This is a genomic window from Elusimicrobia bacterium HGW-Elusimicrobia-1 (assembly GCA_002841695.1).
GTDB lineage: Bacteria > Elusimicrobiota > Endomicrobiia > PHAN01 > PHAN01 > PHAN01.
In genome coordinates, this window is the sequence record PHAN01000003.1 from 75331 (window position 1) to 97879 (window position 22549).

General features: G+C 53.8%; 23 protein-coding genes. 22 read left to right on the forward strand and 1 reads right to left on the reverse strand.

Annotated elements, in window-relative coordinates; all coding sequences use genetic code 11:
- Positions 1-55: 55 nt before the first annotated feature.
- The 13 genes from scpB (at position 56) to CVU77_02405 (ending at position 11519) form a co-directional block, all read left to right on the forward strand.
- Positions 56-673 carry an SMC-Scp complex subunit ScpB gene (scpB, locus tag CVU77_02345; GenBank protein ID PKN01799.1) on the forward strand — a complete coding sequence of 206 codons (618 nt, stop codon included), beginning with the start codon at positions 56-58 and terminating at the stop codon, positions 671-673.
- The gene (locus CVU77_02350; protein PKN01800.1) at positions 645-1601 is read left to right on the forward strand and encodes a hypothetical protein; all 957 of its coding nucleotides are present in this window, start codon (positions 645-647) and stop codon (positions 1599-1601) included. The genes scpB and CVU77_02350 overlap by 29 nt, the downstream gene beginning before the upstream one ends.
- Positions 1602-1842: 241 nt before the next feature.
- On the forward strand, positions 1843-2385 hold the full coding sequence (locus CVU77_02355) for a hypothetical protein (protein PKN01801.1): 543 nt from the start codon (positions 1843-1845) through the stop codon (positions 2383-2385).
- A 14-nt stretch (positions 2386-2399) separates the two neighbouring features.
- On the forward strand, positions 2400-2948 hold the full coding sequence (locus tag CVU77_02360; protein PKN01802.1) for a peptide deformylase: 549 nt from the start codon (positions 2400-2402) through the stop codon (positions 2946-2948).
- Positions 2949-3097: 149 nt separating this feature from the next.
- Positions 3098-3388, forward strand: a complete 291-nt coding sequence (locus CVU77_02365) for a co-chaperone GroES (protein PKN01803.1) — start codon at positions 3098-3100, stop codon at positions 3386-3388.
- 50 nt (positions 3389-3438) lie between these two features.
- Positions 3439-5055, forward strand: a complete 1617-nt coding sequence (gene groL, locus CVU77_02370; GenBank protein ID PKN01804.1) for a chaperonin GroEL — start codon at positions 3439-3441, stop codon at positions 5053-5055.
- 292 nt (positions 5056-5347) lie between these two features.
- Positions 5348-6049 (forward strand): YggS family pyridoxal phosphate-dependent enzyme, encoded by a 702-nt coding sequence (locus tag CVU77_02375; GenBank protein ID PKN01805.1) that lies wholly within the window; start codon positions 5348-5350, stop codon positions 6047-6049.
- A 7-nt stretch (positions 6050-6056) separates the two neighbouring features.
- Complete coding sequence (locus CVU77_02380) at positions 6057-6908, forward strand: pyrroline-5-carboxylate reductase (GenBank protein ID PKN01806.1); 852 nt, start codon at positions 6057-6059, stop codon at positions 6906-6908.
- Between the two features lie 21 nt (positions 6909-6929).
- Positions 6930-7193: a hypothetical protein gene (locus CVU77_02385; GenBank protein ID PKN01807.1), complete on the forward strand. Its 264-nt coding sequence runs from the start codon at positions 6930-6932 to the stop codon at positions 7191-7193.
- 250 nt (positions 7194-7443) lie between these two features.
- A complete protein-coding gene (gene mtnA / locus CVU77_02390; GenBank protein PKN02021.1) occupies positions 7444-8490 on the forward strand; it encodes an S-methyl-5-thioribose-1-phosphate isomerase in 1047 nt (348 codons plus the stop codon).
- The gene (locus CVU77_02395) at positions 8487-9680 is read left to right on the forward strand and encodes a hypothetical protein (protein PKN01808.1); all 1194 of its coding nucleotides are present in this window, start codon (positions 8487-8489) and stop codon (positions 9678-9680) included. Before mtnA ends, CVU77_02395 begins: the two co-directional genes overlap by 4 nt.
- A gap of 8 nt (positions 9681-9688) precedes the next feature.
- On the forward strand, positions 9689-10720 hold the full coding sequence (locus CVU77_02400) for a threonylcarbamoyl-AMP synthase (GenBank protein PKN01809.1): 1032 nt from the start codon (positions 9689-9691) through the stop codon (positions 10718-10720).
- Between the two features lie 256 nt (positions 10721-10976).
- A complete protein-coding gene (locus CVU77_02405; protein PKN01810.1) occupies positions 10977-11519 on the forward strand; it encodes a hypothetical protein in 543 nt (180 codons plus the stop codon).
- 107 nt (positions 11520-11626) lie between these two features.
- Here CVU77_02405 and CVU77_02410 read toward each other — a convergent pair whose 3' ends face one another.
- Entirely contained in the window at positions 11627-13756 is a 2130-nt protein-coding gene (locus CVU77_02410) for a hypothetical protein (protein PKN01811.1), read from the reverse strand.
- 94 nt (positions 13757-13850) lie between these two features.
- On the opposite strand from CVU77_02410, the gene CVU77_02415 reads away from it, so the two are divergent.
- From CVU77_02415 to CVU77_02455, 9 genes are all read left to right on the forward strand, one after another.
- A complete protein-coding gene (locus CVU77_02415) occupies positions 13851-14717 on the forward strand; it encodes a cation transporter (protein PKN01812.1) in 867 nt (288 codons plus the stop codon).
- A complete protein-coding gene (locus tag CVU77_02420) occupies positions 14710-15435 on the forward strand; it encodes a hypothetical protein (protein PKN01813.1) in 726 nt (241 codons plus the stop codon). Before CVU77_02415 ends, CVU77_02420 begins: the two co-directional genes overlap by 8 nt.
- Positions 15436-15723: 288 nt before the next feature.
- Complete coding sequence (locus CVU77_02425; GenBank protein PKN01814.1) at positions 15724-16104, forward strand: hypothetical protein; 381 nt, start codon at positions 15724-15726, stop codon at positions 16102-16104.
- A 22-nt stretch (positions 16105-16126) separates the two neighbouring features.
- On the forward strand, positions 16127-17644 hold the full coding sequence (locus CVU77_02430) for a hypothetical protein (GenBank protein PKN01815.1): 1518 nt from the start codon (positions 16127-16129) through the stop codon (positions 17642-17644).
- Entirely contained in the window at positions 17641-18135 is a 495-nt protein-coding gene (gene ybeY, locus CVU77_02435) for an rRNA maturation RNase YbeY (GenBank protein ID PKN01816.1), read from the forward strand. The genes CVU77_02430 and ybeY overlap by 4 nt, the downstream gene beginning before the upstream one ends.
- Complete coding sequence (locus CVU77_02440) at positions 18132-19241, forward strand: hypothetical protein (GenBank protein PKN01817.1); 1110 nt, start codon at positions 18132-18134, stop codon at positions 19239-19241. Before ybeY ends, CVU77_02440 begins: the two co-directional genes overlap by 4 nt.
- A gap of 4 nt (positions 19242-19245) precedes the next feature.
- Positions 19246-20493: a hypothetical protein gene (locus CVU77_02445; protein PKN01818.1), complete on the forward strand. Its 1248-nt coding sequence runs from the start codon at positions 19246-19248 to the stop codon at positions 20491-20493.
- A gap of 2 nt (positions 20494-20495) precedes the next feature.
- Positions 20496-21896 carry a magnesium transporter gene (gene mgtE / locus CVU77_02450; GenBank protein ID PKN01819.1) on the forward strand — a complete coding sequence of 467 codons (1401 nt, stop codon included), beginning with the start codon at positions 20496-20498 and terminating at the stop codon, positions 21894-21896.
- The gene (locus CVU77_02455; GenBank protein PKN01820.1) at positions 21893-22537 is read left to right on the forward strand and encodes a hypothetical protein; all 645 of its coding nucleotides are present in this window, start codon (positions 21893-21895) and stop codon (positions 22535-22537) included. Before mgtE ends, CVU77_02455 begins: the two co-directional genes overlap by 4 nt.
- Positions 22538-22549: the final 12 nt, after the last annotated feature.

Sequence of the window (22549 nt, forward strand, 5' to 3'; positions counted from 1 at the left end):
AAGACTTTTTTTGCTTCTACTCGCCACTATTCACTATCCACTAACCACTGTTTTTATGGAATTCAGCGAGCTTATCAATATCGTAGAGGTTCTTCTGTTTATCACCGATCGCCCGCTTTCTTCGCGGCGTCTTAAGGACGTCGTAGGGGAAGATGCTACCGAGGATGAAATACGCGCCGCCGTCGCCGAATTGTCAAAACGTCTGGCCGATTCGTCGTCCCCGCTTGAAATAAGGGACGTGGCCGGTGGATGGCAGTTCGCCACGCGCGCCGATTATTCCGCGTGGGTCAAAAAACTCTACCGCGACAAGACCCGCCTCAAACTTTCCCAGTCGGCGCTGGAGACGCTTTCAATTATCGCCTACCGGCAGCCCATAACGCGACTTGAGATAGAGCGTGTAAGAGGCATAGAATCAGGCGGCGTGACGGAGACGCTGCTGGAGCGAAAACTAATCAAGATAGTCGGCCGCAAGGAAACTCTGGGACGGCCGTTACTTTACGGCACGACTCAGGAATTCCTGAAGTATTTCGGCCTCAAGCATCTGAGCGAACTCCCCACCATAGAAGATTTTTCTCCGCCGGAGGAATCCTCCGCTGTATCGACATCCGACGATTCCGAACCCGAAGGCGATATCCCCGCCGACGATGCCCCCGCGGAAGAAACCGCAGGTTAAGGCGCTCCCCGCAATGATCGGACTTTCCACCGTATATCTTAACGGCCCATCCTGTCGCGACTGGCCGCGACTGCTTAAAGCCGCGCGCCGTCTGGGTTACGACTCTTTTGAGCTGGACGTGGCCGTTCCGTCGGCCTGGCTGCCCGGCATAAAAAAATCTGTCGCTTCCGGCGAGGCAAAAATATTGAGTGTTCACAATTTCTGCCCCAAGGTCGAAAGCGTACCCGACGGCAGAAGTATCTGGAGCGCCTATCTGATAACCTCCGAAGACGAAACGGAGCGCCGTCGCGCCGTCGACCTTACCAAGCGCTCCGTGGATACGGCCTCAGCCGTGGGCGCCTCGGTGGTTGTCGTGCATTCCGGTCAGACCGAAGTCACACCGCACGGACGCGACCTGGCCAAGTTCCTGCGCGATTTCGGCGCCGGCTCGGCTATGTACGCCGCGCGCCGCGACGAACTCAAAAAAAACCGCGCGGCCGTCGCCGAGCGTTATGTGCACAACGCCGTAAAATCCCTCGACGAATTGGCGCGTTTTGCCGCCGGATCGGGTGTTCGCCTGGGGCTGGAAAACAGATTTTTCTATCACGAGATACCGCTGCTTGACGAATTCGGCGAGATATTCCGGGCCGTCGGCTCGCCTTCGCTCGCGTTCTGGTACGACGTGGGACACGGCGAGGTTTTTATCCGCATGGGGCTGATGTCGTCGCACGAAGAGATACTTGAGCCGTACCGCGACCGGATAGCGGGATTCCATCTGCACGACGTCAGGGGGACGCAGGACCACTACGCTCCCGGCGAAGGCGAAATGGATTACACCCGTTTTCTGGGATATATGCGGCCCGATACCATAAAAATAATCGAGGCGCATCCGTATTCTAATCCCGATGCGGTGAGGTCTGCGCGGGATATTTTTGCCGTCGCGGATTGACTCGCGGACAAAAATATAAGACGCAAGAAAGTTGAGATTGTTGAAAAACCCCGTAATTTGTCATTGCGAGCCCCGACTTGTCGGGGCGTGGCAATCTCTCACACGACGATGATAGCGAGATTGCTTCGTCACTTCGTTCCTCGCAATGACAGCCAAGAGGACTTTTTCAATAATCTCAAGTTGATGGAATAAGCGCTGAGGGGGCGATATATCGCGGGTGGAAGTCCGGAGGAAAAAAATTATGAAAAAAAATCTTTACGCGCTCAGTGTTTTGGGCCGCGACCGTGTGGGAATAGTCGCAAAAGTCGCCGGACTGTTGGCCCGTTCGGGCATAAACATCGACGATTCGTCGATGGCGCGTCTGAAAAACGAGTTTTCGATGATACTCCTTTTGAGTTCCCCGCGTCCTATCGGCGACGGGTTGCGGCGCTCGCTCAAAAAGATTCTGCCGGGATTGGAGTTTTCAATCAGGGAGCTTAATTCCGCCGAAGTTACGGCATCGACCGCGCCTCGCCGTGTTTTTTCCGTAAAAATTTACGGCGCCGACCGAATCGGCATTGTGGCCGAAGCGACCCGTATTCTGGCGTCGCTTAAAGCCAATATTATAGATATGCGCACGCGGCTTATAAAGACGCCACGCCGTCCCGACGTGTATATTCTGATTCTCGACGCAATTCCGCCCGCGAAACTTGCGCGCAAAACTCTTGAAAAAGAGCTCAAACGCGCCGCCGGACGTATGTGTGTCAACGCCGAAATTACCGAGTACGCGCCCGTCGAACTGTAGAGGCCGCCTGAACCGTGAGCATTAAAATAATCGCGCTGCCCGACGAGCGTCTTAAATTAAAATCCGCCCGTGTGGATGTTATAACGCCGCGCGCGCTCGCTGTCGCGCTTTTGCTTTCCGACGCGCTGGATGAAATTCCTCACGCCGTGGGCATAGCGGCTCCGCAAATTGCCGAGCATTTAAGAGTAATCGCCGTCGACGCCGGCAAGTCCAAACATCCCTGTAATAATCGCGGCCGTTTGATTCTTATCAATCCGGAAATATCCGCTTCCTCGGGCAGAATGCTCTCGCGGGAGGGATGTATGAGCGTTCCGGGATTTCAGGGTATGGTAGAACGGGCTTCCGATATAAAAATCACCGCTCTGGCGCTGGATTCGCGTTTGATAGCTCGAATCCGCTCGTGCAAATTGTCGTCGGGGTTGAGTTCGGGCGAAGCGGTTTCGGTATGCAAAAAAATCGTACCGGCAACCTTCCGTTCGTCGGGATTTGAGGCGGTTGTTTTACAGCACGAGATAGACCATCTCGACGGAATTCTGTTTATCGACCGCATCAGACATATTTGATTTTTTCTTTGTAGCGGCGGGATTGCTATCCCGCCCGCGGGCGCGTTTCCGCGCCGACCCTTGACAATCCTTCTTTCGTTTTGTATAATTAGCAATCAAGCAGCAGGACTGCTAAAATAAACCCACAGTGTCACAGGAGGTCAAAGCGTATGAAATTGCAACCGCTCGGAGACAGGGTGCTGGTAAAAGCCCTTGAGCCAAAAGAAGTCAAGAAAGGCGGAATCATCATTCCCGATACCGCAAAAGAAAAGCCGCAGGAAGGCGAGGTTATCGCCGTAGGCCCCGGCAAGAAGAACGATGAGGGCAAGGTGATGCCCATGAATGTCAAAGTGAAAGATAAGGTACTCTTCGGCAAGTATTCCGGCACGGAAGTCAAGATCGAGAACGAAGATTATCTCATTATGAACGAAGACGACATCTACGCCGTCATTCAGGAATAAAAGCAGTCGTATAATAATAAGGATAAAGTTTAAACGGAGGATTCAATAATATGGCAAAGCAAATAGTTTACACCGATGAAGCCCGCAGAAAAGTAAAAAACGGAGTCGACAAACTTTCCAACGTAGTCAAAGTCACGCTGGGCCCCAAAGGCCGCTACGTGGTGCTCGATAAAAAATTCGGCTCGCCCACGATAACCAACGACGGCGTTACCATAGCCAAAGAAGTGGAACTCGAAGACCCCTTCGAGAACATGGGCGCGCAACTCGTAAGAGAAGTCGCTTCCAAGACCAACGACGTTGCCGGAGACGGCACCACGACCGCCTGCGTTTTGGCGCAGTCGATTATCGCCGAGGGATTAAGAAACATCACCGCCGGCGCCAATGCCATGCACGTAAAAAAAGGCATAGACAAAGCCGTAGCCGCGGTTGTGGAAGAAATCAAAAAGGTCTCCAAATCCGTCAAAGGCAAAGAAGAGATAGAGCAGATAGCGGCTATCTCGGCCAGCGACAAGGAAATCGGCAAACTCATAGCCAATGCCATGGACAAAGTCGGCAAGGACGGCGTAATTACCGTCGAAGAGGGAAAATCCGCCGAAACCACGCTCGACGTCGTCGAAGGTATGCAGTTCGACAGAGGTCACATCTCTCCGTACTTCGTAACGGATGCCGAGAGAATGGAAGCCGCCTACGACGATCCTTATATGGTCATCACCGATAAAAAAATATCGTCCATGCAGGACTTCCTGCCGCTTCTTGAAAAAATCGCGCAGACGGGACGTCCTTTCGTCCTCATAGCCGAGGACATCGAAGGCGAAGCGCTCGCTACCCTGGTGGTCAACAAACTCCGCGGCACGCTCAAAGTCGTGGCCGTAAAAGCCCCCGGATTCGGCGACCGTCGCAAAGAGATGCTTCAGGATATAGCGATATTGACCGGCGGACAGGTCATCTCCGAGGAAGCCGGAATGAAACTCGACAAAGCGGGCCTTGAGCTTCTGGGCAGCGCCAAGAGAGTTGTCGTCGACAAAGAGAACACGACCATTGTGTCCGGCAAGGGCGACAAGAAAGACATAGACAACCGCATCGCCCAAATCCGCAAGCAGATAGAAGAAACCAAGTCCGACTACGACAAAGAAAAACTGCAGGAACGTCTTGCCAAACTCGTCGGAGGAGTCGCCGTAATCAACGTGGGCGCCGCCACCGAAACCGAGATGAAAACCAAAAAGTTCAAGATAGAAGACGCCATGCACGCCACCCGCGCGGGCGTGGAAGAAGGCATTGTTCCCGGCGGCGGAGTCGCTCTTTTGAGAGCAGCGACTGTCCTTGAAACAATGAAGGCCTCCGATATTGACGAGCAGACCGGCATTAACATTGTCCGTCGCGCGATAGAGGAGCCCGTAAGGCAGATCGCCGAGAACGCCGGAGTGGACGGCGCCGTTGTCGTCGACAAGATAAAGGCCGGCAAGGACGCTAATTTCGGCTACAACGCGGATACGCAGGAGTACTGCGATATGCTTAAGGCCGGAATAGTAGACCCCGTCAAGGTCACCCGCACGGCGCTTCAGAACGCGTCTTCGATAGCGGGTCTCCTGCTTACCACGGACGCTCTGATAACCGACTTGCCCGAGAAAAAAGAAAAAATGTCGATGCCTCCTATGCCCGAGTATTGAGCGTCAGGCAGGTTCGATAATAAATAATGAAGGCCCTCGCGATAAGCGGGGGCTTTTCATTTTAATAATTCCCCCTTAACAAAGGGGGATACAGGGGGTTGTGTTTTTCCCGGCGATTTGACAACCCCCGTGCCTTGCGTTGGTTAGAAAATGAGAACTTGAAATTCCGGTTGTGTTTTTCCCGGCGATTTGACAACCCCCGTGCCCCCTTTTCTAAGGGGGAATTTTGTTTATGCTTCACCGTCGGAACGCGCGTTTTTCTCTCTAAATATGATATAATAACGCTGATTTTATGTCAGTATCCCTTCAGTTGGAAGATATCCGCAAAAGAATTGAAAGCGCCCGCCGAAGTCCGCGCCGACCGCCTCAAGCAGGTCCCGTCCGCTTGGTCTGCGTCACAAAAGGCGTCGCGGAAGACAAAGTCCGCGAGGCGATAGCCGCGGGCGTTCTGGACGTGGGCGAGAGTAAAGTTCAGGAGGCATCTTCCAAGCGCGTTCGTCTGGCTCAGGCCGCCGATTCCGTGTCGTGGCATCTCATAGGGCATCTTCAGACGAACAAGGCCGCCCGGGCCGTTGCGATATTCGATTTGATACACTCTGTCGACAGTTCGCGGCTTGCCAGGGATATAAACTCGAAAGCCGGCGCCGCCGGCAAAATCCAGAATGTTCTCATAGAAGTAAAAATTTCAGGCGAAGATTCAAAGTATGGATGTTCACCCAAGGCCGCGCCCGCTCTGGCAAAAGAAATTGCCGGCCTCAAGAATCTTAGATTGTGCGGCGTAATGGCGATGGCTCCGTATTTTGCCGATCCCGAGGACGCCCGCCCGTATTTTGCCTCCGCCCGCAAGGTCTGCGAGGCCATACCGGAATCGCTTGCCGCCCCCAATCCTTATTCGGGGGTTCCGGTTCTTTCAATGGGTATGTCCGGCGATTTTGAGGTGGCCATTGAAGAGGGGGCGAATATGGTTCGCATAGGGACTTCGATATTCAAGTAAATCCGAAATGAAAAAAAATAAAATCACCGCCCGCGGAAAAATAGTTTTTATAGGCGCAGGCAAGATGGCCGAGGCGCTTATGTCCGCGGTTATATCCGCGGGGATTTCTCCGACGAGAATAGTCGCCGCCGACGTGTCGGCGGTCCGCCGCGCGGCTGTAAAGCGCAAATTCGGCGTATCCGTCGAGCGCGACAACTCCAAGGCCGTCGCCGGTTCTGCCGTAACTTTTTTGTGCGTCAAGCCGCAACAGTTATCCGCTGCGCTCGATGAAATTTCGACGGCGGTGTCCGCATCGGGTACGCTTGTCGTATCCATTGCGGCGGGGGTTGATTTGCGATCCATAGAGCGTAAGATTCCTGCCGCGCGCGTCATAAGGGCTATGCCCAACACGCCCGTAGCGGTCGGCGAAGGCGTTGTATGTTTCGCGCGAGGACGTCGGGCTACGGCAAAGGACGCCGCGCTGCTTAAAAGTTTGCTGGGCGGCTCCGCCCGTATGGCGGAACTTCCCGAAAATATGATCAATGCCGTCACGGCAGTGACCGGTTCCGGCCCCGCGTATTTCTACTATTTCGCCGAGGCGCTGGAGTCGGCCGCCCGAACAATCGGTTTCGACGCTAAAACGGCTTCCGCGCTTGTCGAGGCAACGGCTTCCGGCGCCGCGGCAATGATGGTTCGCGCGAATAAATCGCCTTCGGAGCTTCGCGCCGATGTGACATCGGCCGGCGGAACTACCGCCGCCGCAGTAAAAGTGTTCGACAGGGCTCGTCTGCCGCAAATTATTCGCGGAGCAGTCGATGCCGCGCGCAGGCGCGCGGAGGAGCTTTCCGGATCCGCGCGTAATTCCTTAAACGGAAAATAAAAATCAGGAGGTAGTCGATCCATGATGATAAAGGTCAGAGTGATACCGAACGCGAGGCGGAACGAAATCATTTCGCGCATAGGAACCATTCTGAAAATCAACCTGATGTGCTCCACTTTCGCCGGAGCCACCAACCAGATGCTGCTGGACTTTCTCTCGGATTTTTTTGAGACCGGCGACGGGAACGTCTTTTTAAGAAAAGGCGCCCGCGGTCGCGAAAAGACCATAGAGATTTGCGATCAATGCGAGGAACGTCTTCGTAAAATGCTCGATACCATCCCTTGATGTTCCGCCTTAACAGACCGTGTCGCAATTATCAAAAATCCAGTCATTCCCGAATGCCTGCCCTCGAATGTTTTTATCGAGGGTTGTTATCCCCGATAAAGACATTCGGGGACGAATCCAGTCCCCAACGATAACATAACTTAACTGGATTCCCGTTTTCACGGGAATGACAAAACCAGAAAATGTTAATTGCGACACACGCTCTGATACACGGTATTTTCAAAAAAATGCCACGGTGTTTTCAAAAAAAATGAAAGTACGCCCGCTCTATTTCAAAAACGACGCTTTATGGCTGCTCGACCAGAGGCTTTTACCCGGCCGCCTGAAATACGTGGCGTGCCGCGACTACGCTTCTACGGCCAAAGCCATCAAAGATATGGTCATAAGAGGCGCTCCGGCAATCGGCTGCGCGGCGGCTTACGGATATTACCTGGCTTCCGTAGAAAAGGAATTCGATTCGTTCGATGCCCTGAGAAAATATCTTTCCCGCGCCGCCGATGTCCTTAACGCGGCCCGCCCCACGGCGGTTAATCTCAAATGGGCCGTCACCAGAATGTCTCGCGCCGCGCTCGGCCGGTCGTCCGTGGACTCCGTCCACCGTCGACTCATCGCCGAGGCCGCATCCATTTACAAAGAAGATGAAGCGATGAACAAAAAAATCGGCGACCTCGGCGCCCGCCTCCTTTCCGGCAAATCCAGCGTACTGACGCATTGTAACGCCGGAGCTCTTGCCACCGCCGCCTACGGAACCGCTCTGGGCATAGTCCGTTCCGCCTTCCGCGCGGGGAAAATAAAAACAGTTTATGTCGACGAGACGAGGCCGTATCTTCAAGGCGCCCGGCTTACCGCGTGGGAACTTTCGCGCGAAAAAATTCCTCATTTTCTTATCACCGATAATATGGCCGGACACTTTATGTCCCGCGGCGACATAGACGCCGTTATCGTCGGCGCCGACCGCATTGCCCGCAACGGCGACACTGCCAACAAGATAGGCACTTATTCGCTGGCGGTTCTAGCCGCGTATCACAGCATTCCTTTCTATGTCGCGGCCCCGTCTTCTACCATAGACCCGTCTACGAAAAATGGCTCGCTCATACCCATAGAGGAGCGTTCCTCCGACGAGGTCACGCGGGTGTGCGGATGTCGTATCGCGCCGCGCGGCACCAAGGCGCTGCATCCGGCTTTCGACGTAACACCTTCAAAACTTATAACGGCGATTGTAACCGAGCGGGGCGTGTTTCGCCCTCCTCATAAATTTAATCTGGATTTTTCACGGAAAGGCGGTTGTCATAAATGAAGAAAAAATATGTCGCCGTATTGCTGCTTGTCGTATCGGCGGGGCTGTTTTGGCTGGGCAGGCAAATCGTCGCCGACGGCGCGCCGCCGGAAAATGCCGCCGATCCCGTTAAAAAGATTGTCAGGCGCGAGATAAAAAAACCGATGTTTGTCCGCGGCGTGCATTTGAGCGCCTGGGCGGCGGGCTCTAAGAATTCCCGCGCCCGCGTCGACAAGCTGCTCGAAGAAACGGAACTCAATCACGTCGTGGTCGCGATTAAAGAATACAAGGGCGACGTCTACATAGCCGGTGTCGCGGATGTGGATAATCTCGTCGGCAGCATAAAGGCCGTGCCGGACATGGAAAGCTACATCGCCGGACTGAAGGCCAAAGGCATTTTCCCTTCGGCAAGAATAGTTGTCTTCAAGGACGATGCCGTCGCTCGCGCGAAACCCGAATGGGCCGTTAAAGACCCCGACGGCAACATCTGGCATGACCGCAAGAAAATCGCCTGGACAGATCCTTACAACCGCGAAGTATGGGACTATAATATTAAAATCGCCGAACGCGCCGCACAGCTGGGCTTCGACGAAATACAGTTCGACTACATACGCTTTCCGTCCGACGGCAACACGCGACTGTGCCGCTACTCGGTGCGTCATAGTTCCGTAGCCGCCGCGGCCGCTCTGGCGGACTTTCTTGCTTACGCGCGCGAACGTCTTAAACCTTACGGCGTAGACATCTCCATCTGCGTGTTCGGCCTCACGACGACTTCGTCGCACGATCTTGGCATCGGACAGAGAATAGTCGATATGTCCGCATCTATCGACGCCGTGTGCCCGATGGTTTATCCCTCTCATTACAACCCCGGCGAATACGGCCTCGCAAGTCCCAACGCCGAACCGTACAAGACCGTCTATTTCAGTATATCCGGCGCCGCGAAGCGACTGGGCGACATGCGCACAAAGATAAGACCTTATCTGCAGGATTTTTCGCTGGGGCACAAATACGGAGCGAAGGAAGTCCGCGACCAGATACAGGCCTGCTATGACGCCGGCGTGTACCAGTGGCTTTTGTGGGATCCGAAATGTCGCTACACCCGCGACGCGCTTGAATCAAAAGAATCCTACGGGCGATTCGTAAAAGAATGGAAAAATATTCCGCCTGCAAGTTCTATAAAGCCCGCCGAAGTTCCCGGCGGTAATCAATAACCCCGAATATGAAGATAGTCCGTTCCGATTCCCGACGAGGCATTCAATACGCCGCGTCGGTGATTAAGAGCGGCGGCGTCGTCGTTTTTCCTACCGAGACGGTCTACGGCATGGGCGCCGACGCTTTTAATCCCGCCGCCTGCCGCAGAATATTCCGCATTAAAGGCCGTCCGTCGAACAATCCTCTTATCGTGCACGTGGCTTCGGTCTCATGGGTCGGGCTTTTGGCGCGCGACATACCTTGCGCGGCTTCCGTTCTGATGAAACGTTTCTGGCCGGGGCCGCTGACGCTGGTGCTTAAAAAAAGAAAAGAAGTTTCTTGCGCGGTAACGGGCGGTCTTGATACCGTGGCCGTCAGGATGCCGTCTTCGCGCGCGGCGCTGGATTTCATAAAAGCCGCGGGCGTTCCCATCGCCGCTCCCAGCGCGAATGTTTCGGGGCGGGTAAGTCCCGTGGCGCACGCGGATGTCGTCGACGATTTTTCGGCGCGCCCGAAGCGCGGGCCGTCGCCGGACGTGCTCATCGCGGGAGGGCGCAGCCGCCGCGGAATGGAATCGACCATAGTGGATCTTTCCAGGCGCCGCCCCGCGATACTGCGCCACGGTTCGATTACGGCCGAGGCCGTGGCGGACGCGCTGGGAATATCTGCGGAAGAATTGCTGCGCCGACGCCTCGCCGCAGGGGCCGTCGAGGCGCCGGGAATGTTGAAAGCGCATTACCGTCCGCGGATACCTCTGGTGGTTTTCTCCACCGCCGCCGCGATGAAAAAAAATCTTCTGGCGGGCCGGTTTCCGTATCCGCATAAGGCGGTTTTCGTTATTTCGCCGTCCAAGATGACGGCTGTTTTCCGTCGCGCCGGTTTTGCCGCGGAAGGATTCCGCGGTTCAGCCGAGTTGTCGCGGAATCTTTATTATCTTTTAAGAAAGGCCGCCAAGTCGCGCGCAAGAGTTATTGCGGCGCCCCTTCTTGCCGGCGCCGGTCTTGCGCGCGCGGTAAACGACCGCCTTCGCCGCGCGGCGTCCGAAATTACCCTCGGATAGATTTTGCCGTAATGTGATTTTTAATATGTTTCCGCGCGGCCTTGTTTTTTGCCGAGTTTTGTGTTATAATAAAAAAATCAATCGCAATTTGAGTCAATTGAAAAAGTGTCCAAAATGTCACCCTGAACGGAGTGAAGGGTCTCCCACCTGCGGGTGGTCGTCGGAAGACGAGATTCTTCGCGGAGTTTATCCTGAGGCATTATGAGATTCTTCGCTACGCTCAGAATGACGCCGCCGAATACGACAGGAGGGTCTTATGAAAGGTATTGTGAAGTTGTCGATGGTTTTGGCTCTTGCGGGTGTGATGGCAGGTTGTTCGAGCGCGCCGAAAAAACCGGATTGGATAACAAAAGGTCCGGCGGCTTTCAAAAGCGACAAAAAATCTCTCTACGGCGTGGGACTGGCGGAAAATATCAAATCGGAAGCGTTAAGACGCACCACCGCCGACAACCGCGCCGTTGCCGAGATATCCAAGCAGCTCTCGGTGATGTCCACATCGCTTATGCGCGATTATATGGCTTCGGCCGACGCCACCGAGCAGGATAAATCTTCCGGCGAGCAGTACGTCGAAAATACCGTTAAGACCTTCGCGTCCAACACCATCACTGGCGCAAAGATCATAGACCGCTGGGACGACGGCAAGAAAACATACTCGCTGGCTTCCCTGAATGTCGACGACCTTAAAGATCTTACCGATAAAATCCGGCAGTTGAGCGCGCAGGCGCGGGAGTACATAAAGGCCAACGCCGAGAAGGCCTTCGATAAATTGGAAGTCGAACAGAATAAACAGGGAAGATAGTCCGCAAAAAACGCAAGCCGAAAGTTAAAATCCCCCTCACTCCCCCTTTAATAAAGGGGGACACAGGGGGATTTTTATTTTTAATCGTTGCGTACCATTCGCCGGCACTAAAAACCTTCGGCGTCGTCCTTTATGTCGGAGATCAACGCGGGCAAAAGCGCGGGGTCTTCCGGAGCGGTTTGCGTGGGCTCCGTTCCGGCGATAAACGCTTCGGTGAACACCTGGCGGGTTTCCGGCAGCGCCAAAAATCCCGTCGCCCGGTCTATGCCGGCCAGCACTACGCCCTTAGGCGCGGCGAAATCCGTCAGTCCCGCTTTTTCTTGGCCGACGCCTCTGAAAAAATCGCGCCATACAGGCGCCGAGACGCGTCCGCCGGTCATACCGTCGCCCAAAGAAGTTTTGTCGTCGAAACCTACCCACACTCCGCAGGCCACTTCGGGGGTATAACCTATGAACCACGCGTCGGTGTTGTCGTTAGTTGTGCCGGTTTTGCCTGCCGCGGCCACGTTTCCGAGCCGAGCCGCTCTGCCTGTGCCTCTTTCAACCACGCCTTTCAGAAGGTGAGTCATTATAAAACACGTGGCCGCCGACATCACTTCCTCTTCGTGGGGCCTGCCCTCGTATATCAGCCGCCCGTCCTTATCCTCGACTTTTGTAACGGCGTACGGACGGGTTTTTATTCCGTAATTGGCCAGTGTGGAGAATGCCCGCACCATTTCGTAGAGAGTGACGTCGCTTGAACCCAGCGCCAGAGACAAAGTGTTTGTAAGAGGCGAAGTGATGCCCATTCTTCTGGCGTAATCAATGGCCCTCGGCGGCGAGACGGTTTCAAGTATTCTTATGGACACGGAGTTCATGGACTGCTCCAGTCCTTGTCTTAAAGATACCGGTCCGTGATATTTTCGTTTATAATTCTGCGGAACCCATACTTTCATCGGGTCTTCGAGTAATTGCGGGTCGAGGGTTTCAAGAAAATCCGTCGAGCGCGCGGCAAGCCGCCAGTCGCGCCCGTCGTTGAGATAAACAAGCGGAGCGTCGTCGAGAACGCTCGTGGCCTTGAAGCCGTTTTCCAGCGCCGAGGCATATATAACGGGTTTGAAACTCGATCCGGGCTGTCTCATCGCCTGTGTAGCGCGGTTGAATTGAGACACCCTGAAATTTCTGCCGCCTATCATCGCCAATATCCCGCCTGTTTTCACGTCCACGGCCAGCAGCGCGCCTTGCAGGGTAGCCGATGATTTGTTTTGTTTGGCCAGATTGGCGACGAATTTAGTGTCCGCTTCGACCGCGCGTATATTTTTTTCAAAGGCATCCTCCGCCGATTTCTGGAAGTCGGCGTCAAGTGTCGTATATATGGAAAGCCCGCCGCGGTATATCAAGTCCTCGCCGAATAGCGGCTCCAGTTGCAGCCGCACATACTCCATAAAATAAGGGCTTACCGTCGACGCCGGAGGCGGTCTTTGCGATTGTACCGGAGCTTCGAGAGCTTCGGCGGCCTTCGCCGGGGCAATAAGGCCTATGCCGGCCATGCGCATTAGAACGATATTTCTCCTTATTTTGGTTCTTTCCGGGTCGTTGAAAGGCGAATAATAGTTCGGCGCTTTGATCAGGCCTGCCAGCAGCGCCGCCTCGTCAAGAGTGATTTCCGACGGAATCTTTGAAAAATAAATGCGGCTCGCCGCCTCTATCCCGTAAGCGCCCGCGCCGAAATATATTTGGTTGAGATAAAGTTCCAGTATTTCGTCTTTGGACAGCGTTCTCTCAAGCTGAACAGACATCATTAATTCTTTGAGCTTTCTTGATAAAGTTCTCTCTCTCGACAAAAATATGGTTTTGGATAGTTGCTGTGTCAATGTCGAGCCGCCCTGTATGCCACGGCTCCTCTTATAGACGGTATTATTTACCGCCGCCCGGATTATTCCCCGCGGACTGAATCCGTAGTGGTGATAGAAATTAGTGTCTTCTATGGCCAGGACGGCTTTTTTTACGCTTTCGGGTATTTCGGCAAGGGTCGTCATCCGCCGCTTTTCCGTGAATAGTTCGTAAACCAGCGTTCCGTTGCGGTCATAAATTTTGGTGGCCAGCGCGGGGCTGTAGTTCTGCAGGTTCTCAACCGGCGGCAATTCCCGTATGAGAGCATTGAAGTATGCCGTCACGGACAATGGCGCAAGAACGGAGGCGATTATCAGCGCCGTCCTGTATTTTCTGACATAGAAAAAGAAGAGTTCCCTGTTCATATACCGGAATTATACCAATTTGTAAATCTCCGTCAAAAAAATGTAAAATTTGAGACGAACAGGCGCTTTCGTCGCTTATGCGTATCCCAATATTATGCAAGTCAAAAATAAACTTCTCATAATCATTTCTTTTAACCTTGTTCTGATGGCCGCGGAGGTTGTCGGGGGGCTTGTCTCCGGCTCTCTGGCGCTTCTTTCCGACGCCGGTCATATGCTGACGGACACAACCGCTCTTTTGATTTCTTATGTTGCGATTTTCATTGCGGTAAAGGGCGCCTCGGTTCGCAATACTTTCGGCTGGAAACGGGCCGAAGTCCTGGCCGCTCTTTTTAACGGGGCGCTTCTTGCGGCGCTCGCCGGAGCGATTTTATACGAATCCGCTTTAAGGTTTATGCGTCCCGTGGAGATAAAAACCACGGTGATGCTTGCGGTGGCGATGGTCGGTCTCGCCGGAAACGCCGTCGGCATTTTGCTTCTTCGGCGCGAGCATTCGCATAACATAAACATAAAAGGGGCGTATCTGCATATTGTGGGGGATTTGCTTTCCTCCGTCGGAGTTATCGCGGGCGCGTTGATAATCCGCCTTACGGGACTTTATTTTATCGACTCCGTGCTCGGTCTCGTCATAGCGGCGGTAATAGTGCGCAACTCCGCCCGTCTGATAGGAGCGTCTTTAAATATTCTTCTTGAGGCCGCCCCGCCCGACATAAACGTGGCCGACATCGCCGCCGATATAAAAAACATAACCGGAGTAAGGGATTTTCACGATGTGCATGTCTGGAGCATATCCGGCGAGGCGCGGGCTATATCGGGGCACATTCTCGTCGACGACATAAAAACAAGCGAATCGCAGAAAATACTCTGCGAACTCCGCGCCATATTGCTTGACAAATACAGAATATCGCACACAACGCTTGAAGTCGAATGCGTATCGTGCGAAACGGGGAAATGCTATGTATAGCGTGGCTCTTTACTCTTTGGCCGCCGGGGGTATAACTCTTGTCGGAACGCTTCTTGTCCTGCGCTACGAGGGTTTCGTAAAAAAATACGCCAAATACCTTCTGAGCTTTGCCGCCGGCGTAATGCTGGCCACCTCTTTTATGCATCTGTTGCCCGAAGCCGCCGAAGCCGCCAATGCAGCGGTTTTTCCGTGGGCGCTGGCGGGTTTTGCCGCTTTCTATGTAATCGAGAACTTCGTAATGTTCCATCCCTGCGTCGACGAGCACTGCGAACTTCACCGTTTGGGTATAATTTCTTTCATAGGGCTTTTCGTGCATTCGCTGCTCGACGGAGTGGCCATAGCCGTGGGTTTTGCCGTAGGTAGCGGCGTAGGTTTTTTTACGGCCGTCTCGGTAATACTTCACGAACTCCCCGAAGGCATTTCAATAAGCGGCATCCTCTCGCACGCGGGCGAGTCCCGTAAAAAGATACTGGCGTTGTCGTCTCTGGTAGCGCTGGCAACGCCCGCGGGCGCCATAACTTTTCGTCTGCTGGCTCCGAACTTCGGAGAATACGCCCTTGCCGTTCTGCTGTCTGTGACGGCCGGCTCGTTCATATACATCGCGGCCACGGATCTTATACCGGCGGCGCATAAGAAAAACAATCGGCTTATTACGCTGGCATTTTTTGCCGGAGCGCTGCTGGTCGCCGTCGGCGGACTTATGCTCAACGGGCATTAATTAGTTGCTCCTGAAATAAGTCATAAAACTGTCACCCTGAACGAAGTGAAGGGTCTCGCTTATCGTCGGACAAAGAGATTCTTCGCGGAGTTTATCCCGAGTGAAAAACTGAGATTCTTCGCGGAGTTTATCCTGAGGCATTATGTGATTCTTCGCTACGCTCAGAATGACGCCGCCGAAGGGCTCAGAATGACACCGCCGAAGGACTCAGAATGACGCCGCCGAAGGACCCAGAATGACAAAGTGTATAGTTTTTCAGGAGCAACTAATTGTGCGCGGTTCGACAGTATGGTGACAAAAAGAATAATCCTGAATAATTTCGACGAGGCGATGGCTCTCTTCGGATCCAAGGACGAGCATCTCAGGAGCATAGAATCGGGGTGCGGAGTCCGGATATTTTCCCGACAGTCGCCGTCGAGCGGGGATTTCGTCATTTCCGTCCGCGGAGCTCCGGCAAAAGTCGAAGCGGCCGTGCGCGCCATAGAAGACGCCGGACGTCGCGGCCGATTTGAAGCCCGCACGCCGTCGGCTTCGGCGGCGGGCGATGCCGTTATACTGGCGCACAACGGCAAGGCCATAAAACCTCGCAGTCCCGCGCAACTGGATTATGTCGACGCCATAGACGCTTACGAAAAGTGGCGCGGGCCGGGTTCCGGCAGCAAAGATTGACCGCGCCGGACATCGGGACATTATGAAAATTTTCGCAAAACTGCTTATCGGCGTGTTCAGACACGTGAAAACATTCGTGGATTCCGAGATGGAACGTCTTGAAGCCGCGGCGTCCGGGCGCTCCGCCCGCTCGTCGGGGAGAATATGGCTCCGCGATGTCAGGATACCGCCCCTGCTTTTGGACGCCGCGGTGGCCGGCCTGCTGGTATTACAGAGTCGTTTTTACGCCGCCGATTTCTTTCATTTCATTTCTCTGGTGGTTTACTCCGTGGGGATGTACGGAGTTTTTGTTTATGCCGTAAGCTTGGCCGACCCGGAAATACGCTCGGAGACATCGTCGTACACGCTTTTGATTTTTCTTTTGCTTGTAAATCTATACACATTGTTTATAGCCGAGATATACGGCGCCGCCTACATTTTTTCTACGACGGCCGTGGTGTTTACGGCGGCAATGCTTTTTCCCAAAAAAGTCGTATCGGTCTTTGCCGTATTTTCACTTCTGGTTTGCCGCTCTTTTCTGCCGATGAGACACTGGTATTTTCTCCCGGGTTACGTCCTGTCGTCGTTCGCGGCGATTATTCTGGCGTCACCCGTAACATCGAGAAAGGCCGTGATCAGCGCCGGTTTCAAACTTTCTCTGGTCAACACGCTGATATTCGCTTTCGGCAAGGAACTTTTCGGTATCAAGGGCGATGTCGGAGTTGATATTTACTACGCGCTCGGATCGGGACTTGCCGCCGCGGCGGCCGGGCTCATCGCGCTTCCGTACCTCGAGGCGATTTTCGGAAGAATGAGCTCTATAACTTTGGTCGAGATGTCGGACACAAACAAGCCCCTGATAAAACGTATGATGGTCGACGCTCCGGGCACTTACCATCATTCGCTTATAACGGCTTCGCTTGCGGAAGCGGCTTGCGACGCCATAGGAGCTTCCGGTCCGCTGGCCCGCGTGGGCGCCTATTATCACGACATCGGTAAACTGTTTAAGCCGGAATATTTCATCGAAAATCAGATATACACCGGCAATCCGCACGACACCGTTTCTCCGACGATGTCGAGTATGGTGCTTATGGCGCACGTAAAGGAAGGACTGGAACTTGCCAGACAGCACAAATTGAATCCAAAAATCGTCGAGTTTATAGGAGAGCACCACGGAGAATCGCTGATTTTGCAGTTTTATCACAAGGCCGTCACCAAGGACGTGAACGTGGAGGAAAAAGATTTTCGATACGACGGTGTCCGTCCCAGGAGCCGTGAGACGGCCGTAGTCATGCTGGCCGACTCGGTTGAAGCCGCGAGCCGGTCTCTTACGGCGCTCAAACCGTCGGCGATAGCCGACACGGTAAAAAAAGTCGTAAATAACAAATTCGTCGACGGCCAGCTCAACGACGCGCCGCTTACACTGAAGGATCTTGAGATTATCACCGAAGTTATGACGCGCACCCTCTGCGGAATCCTGCACGTGCGATATCAAAAGCCCGACGACGAGCCGCCCCTGTCCGCTGTTGACGCCGCGCCCGCCGCTCCTCCGGCAGAATGAAAGAAATATTAGTTGTCGACGAATCCGCCCATCCCCCCGACGGCAAACCGCGCCTCGCGCGCCGGTTCCCCGCGATTCTGCGATTGTTGCTGCTGCGGGCCGCGCGCAAGTTTTTCGCGTCGAGACCTTGCTCGGTAAGTTTTATCCTCATCGACGACATCCGGACGAGGCGGCTGAATCGCAAATATCTTTCCCGCGCCGGAACGACCGACGTCATAGCTTTTTACTACGACGATAACCCCGCCTCCCGCAATATCGAAGGCGATGTATTCATAAATATCCGGCAGGCGGCCGCACAGTGTCCCGACGAAGATGATTTTGATAAAGCCGTCGAAAAAGAAATATTTCTTTTGGCCGTCCACGGTTTGCTGCATCTGGCCGGTTACGACGACCACGGCGCGGCCCGCAAAGCGCGCATGTGGCGTATGCAGAACCGGATAGTCCGCGGGATATTCCCGAAAGTGTCTCGTATTCAAGTTGCCGACAAATGATACCGGCTATAGTCGCGTCCATCGTAATTCTTTTTGCCCTCTCGGCTTTCTGGTCCGGAACCGAGACGGCTTTGACGTCTCTTTCCGTAACCAGGGTAAAAAAACTTATCGCCCTTAATCCCCGCCGCGCCGTAGTTCTGAAATATTGGCTTGAAAAACCCTACTACATACTCACCATAATTCTGGTCGGCAATACTTTCACCAACATGCTTCTGAGTTCTTTGACCGCGGTATTCGCGGTGAGCGCGCTGTCGTGGGCGCTGCCGCGCGAGGCCATAGAAATCGTGGCGTGGCTCGGGATAACTTTTCTTCTTCTTGTTCTGGGCGAGATTACCCCCAAAATTTACTGCCGTCGTCAGCCGGAGCGCATATCCGTAATGGCGCTGCCGATTTACGAGCGACTGGTGAAATTACTGGGCCCCGTGATGAGACCGCTTGAGTTCGCGTTCAGGAAATTTTTTCCTCCCGACATCATATCGCCTTTCGGCCGACTCGCGCATTTCAGTTCCGATGAGATGAGCCAACTCTTCTCGGAATCGAATCTTGACGCGATGTTCGGCGACGGCACTTCGTCGGCCGTCGACAGGGTGCTTAAAATCGGCAATATCGACGTTTCCCGCGTAATGACTCCCGTGGATAAAATAGAGGGCGTGTGCCTCGATTGCCGCGACGAAACCGGGCTGCTCGATAAGTTCATCGAGACAAGCCGCAGCCGCATACCCATAGTCAAGCGTTCGCCCTACCGCATATCCGGTTACGTCCACATAAAAGATATCTTAAAGCGCCTGTCCGTTGGCGGAGAGACAATAAGCGAGGACATAGTGCGGATGCCTTACATCATACCCAAGGATAAAAAAGTCGGCCGTCTTTTAAGAGAGTTTCAATCGGGGAACACTCACGTGGCCTTTGTGTCGGATACTGAAGGAGCAATACTGGGGATGGTAACGCTGGAAGACATTCTGGAAGAAATAGTCGGAGAGATACTCGACGAGTACGACGCCGCCAGAGATTCTGCCGCCGTCGCGGCAAGCGTTGACGCTTCACCGGAAACAGCCGGTGTCGAGGCAGCCGACGGACAGTCCGCCGAACTGCCGCGGGAAAACTGAAAAAATGGAATCAGCCGTATTAATTATTATCGTCAAACTTCTGATATACGCCGGATTTTTCGCCGCGCTGGCTTTTTTTGCCGGCAGCGAGACAGCGATAACGTCACTTGATAAACGCGGTATGGAGTCGGCCGGCAGAGCCGAAAAATTCGACTTCTGGACCCGCCATCCCGAACGAATACTGAGCACGATACTTGTGGGCACCAATCTGGCTATGGCGGGAGTAGGTGTCGTGGCCGTGAGCATCGCAAAGGATATGGCGGCATCCAATCGCATTCTGGCATGGACTATTCCGTCCGTTACGCCGGCGCTGGTGCTGATATTCGGCGAAATTCTTCCCAAAACATATTCGCGGTATAACGCGGTTTCCGTCGGCAAACACAGTATCGGAGCGCTGGTCGCGCTTTCCTCGGCGTTTGATATCGTAAATAAATTTCTTCTTAAAATATCGGAATTCTTCATCGGAGTGTCGCCGGGAACGGAGCCGTCTTTCAAAAGCAGCCGCGAAATAAAAAGATTTCTCGACGCCACGGATATAGGCGTTGCCCGCGACACCAGGACACTTCTTAAAAATATAATAGATTTCCGCTCCAGGCGCGTCAAGGACGTAATGATTCCTCGCAGGGAAATAGTGGCGGTTGATATATCGCGTCCGAGAGAAGAGATATTCGATAAAATCATAAAATCGGGATATTCGCGCCTGCCGGCATATCGCGGTACGCTTGAAAATATGGCGGGTGTAATATACGCCAAAGATATAGCGTTTTCTTACCGCAACAAGGACCTTATCGTTATAGACGACCTCATACGTCCGGCTTATTTTCATCCCGAAAACGCGCTCGTGGCGAAGCTCCTGAGAAAATTCCGCGAGGGCCGGTTTCATATGGCCGTAATCGTCGACGAACACGGGCTTATAACCGGACTGGTCACTATCGAGGATATCGTCGAAGAAATAGTCGGAGAAGTGTGGGACGAACACGATGTCAGGGAAACCAACGTCACCAGATTTCCCGACGGCAGCGTTATGTTCGACGCGAAAGAATCCCTGTCCGCCGCCGCAACGGAGCTGAAGACCGCATTGCCGTCCGCGGATTATTCCACCGTCGGAGGATGGATAACCGGCATTTTCGGGGAAATACCCCGCGCCGGCGCGCGCGTTTCGTGGGAAAATCTCGACATAGAAATTGTGGAAGCCGACGGCAGACGGGTGAAAAAAATAAAAATCAGCAAAATCCAAAAGGAACCTAACTGAATATGAACTCCCGCAAAAAAAAGATACAGTCATGGGCGCTGTTTTATCCGGAGATGGTTATTGCCGTAAAAGAACGAGATTATGAACGTCTGAAAGAAATCCTCGACGAAATACATCCCGTGGACATCGCCGATGCCTGGGAAAAATTCGACGCGGACGGACGGCTGGTTATCTTTAAGCTTTTGAGGCCGTCTAAAGCCATAGAAGTTTTTGAGGAACTCGACGTGCCGGATCAGCGTCATATACTCGATAATATCGAAGCCGCGCAGGCGGGGCGGCTCCTCGACGAAACGCCTTCCGACGTGAAAGCCCAGATTTTCTGGAAGATATCTCCCCGTCAGCACAAAAAATTTATGTCGCTGATGCGCTCCGAGGAAGCCGAGAAAGTCAGAAAAACTCTTGAATATCCCAAGGGCACGGCGGGTTTCCTGATGAACGCCGACTTCATCGATCTGAAACCCGACATGACCATCAAACAGGCGCTCGAAAGAATCCAGCGTCTCGGCCGCTCCCGCAGGATAGAGAATCTCTACGCTTTTTATGTCATCGACGATGACTCGAAACTGCTGGGCGGCCTCACCCTCAGGCGCATCATAGCTCTGCCGCCGGACTCAAAAGTCCGCGATTCGATGTCTTCCGTCGGAGTGATTACACTTTCGCCCGATATGCCCGAAGATGAAGTCGCGCGGATTTTCGCGCGCTACGACCTTACGTGCGCTCCTGTGTCCGACGAGAACGGGCGGCTTGCGGGTATTGTCGTGATAGACGACGTCGTCGACATAATTCAAAAACTCAATACCAAAGAGATGTACGAAATCGGCAAGATGTCGTCGGAAGGCGGCGAAATAATCAGTTACAAGACGGCCAAAGTTTTCGATTTGGTCCGCCGCCGCGCCGGATGGCTGATATTTCTTCTGGCCGTCAACTTTCTATCGGGTACGGTGCTTCAGACCTTTGAGTCGGCGCTGGCAGCGGTTGTTTCACTGGCGTTTTTCATACCGATGCTTCTTGACGCGGGCGGCAATGCCGGCGCGCAGACGTCGATTACGATAATTCGCGGCCTTGCCACGGGCGACGTCGATTTGAGCAATGTTAAAAAAATCGTAAGAGTGGAGATGGCCGCAGCGTTTTTTATGGCGATAATAGTCGGAGTAGTGGCGTTTATGAGAGCGTCTCTGATAGGCGAGGGGATATTTCTGGCGCTTACGGTGGGACTGAGTATGGCGACCGTCATAATGGTTGCCATATCGACGGGCATAGCGCTTCCTCTGATATCCAAAAAAGCCGGCCTCGACCCAGCGGTTCTGGCGGGGCCCATCACCACAACAATAGTGGACGTCATCGGATTGATAGTTTATTTCAAGATAGCGCAGATGCTTCTGCCGCAACTTAAACATTTGTGAGATACGAAAAGACAAATTGCATAGCGCTCGACGCATCGCCTTCGGGAGAATCCGATAAGACGCTGCTGTTGTGCACGCAAACCTTCGGCAAGATAACGGCGGTGGCTCCCGGAGCGCTCAAACCCGCCGCCAGATTATCGGCGTCGCTGGAACCGTTCAGAGAATCGCGTATATCGCTGTGGGGACGACCGCATTCTTTCAGAAACAGAATAACTTCGGCCGTGGTCGAGGAGCCGTTCGCGGGACTTTTTGACTCGGGCGAACGGATTCGGCAGGCCTTTGAATGCGCGCGCATATACGCGGCGGTTACGCCGTACTTTGAGACCGACGACGTAAAATATAATCTTGTGCGTCGTTCGCTGGAATTGCTGAGCCGCTCGGACAATCCGCGAGTGATCACGCCGGCGTTCACTTTACGGATGCTTAAAATTTCCGGCTATGACTTTGCCAGACAATATCCGCGCGCCAGGCTCGCCGACCGCCGTATAGCCGTTCTGGCGGAGCGGCTCGCGCGGCTCTCCGGCGATGACCTTGCTTTCGAGAAGGTCGACGATGAGTCTGCATCGCGGCTGACATTCGCTCTGGAAGCATACATAGAAGACATCTGCGGCGCGAAAAGGCGTCCTGCGGCCGCGTTATAAAAATAAAAGGGG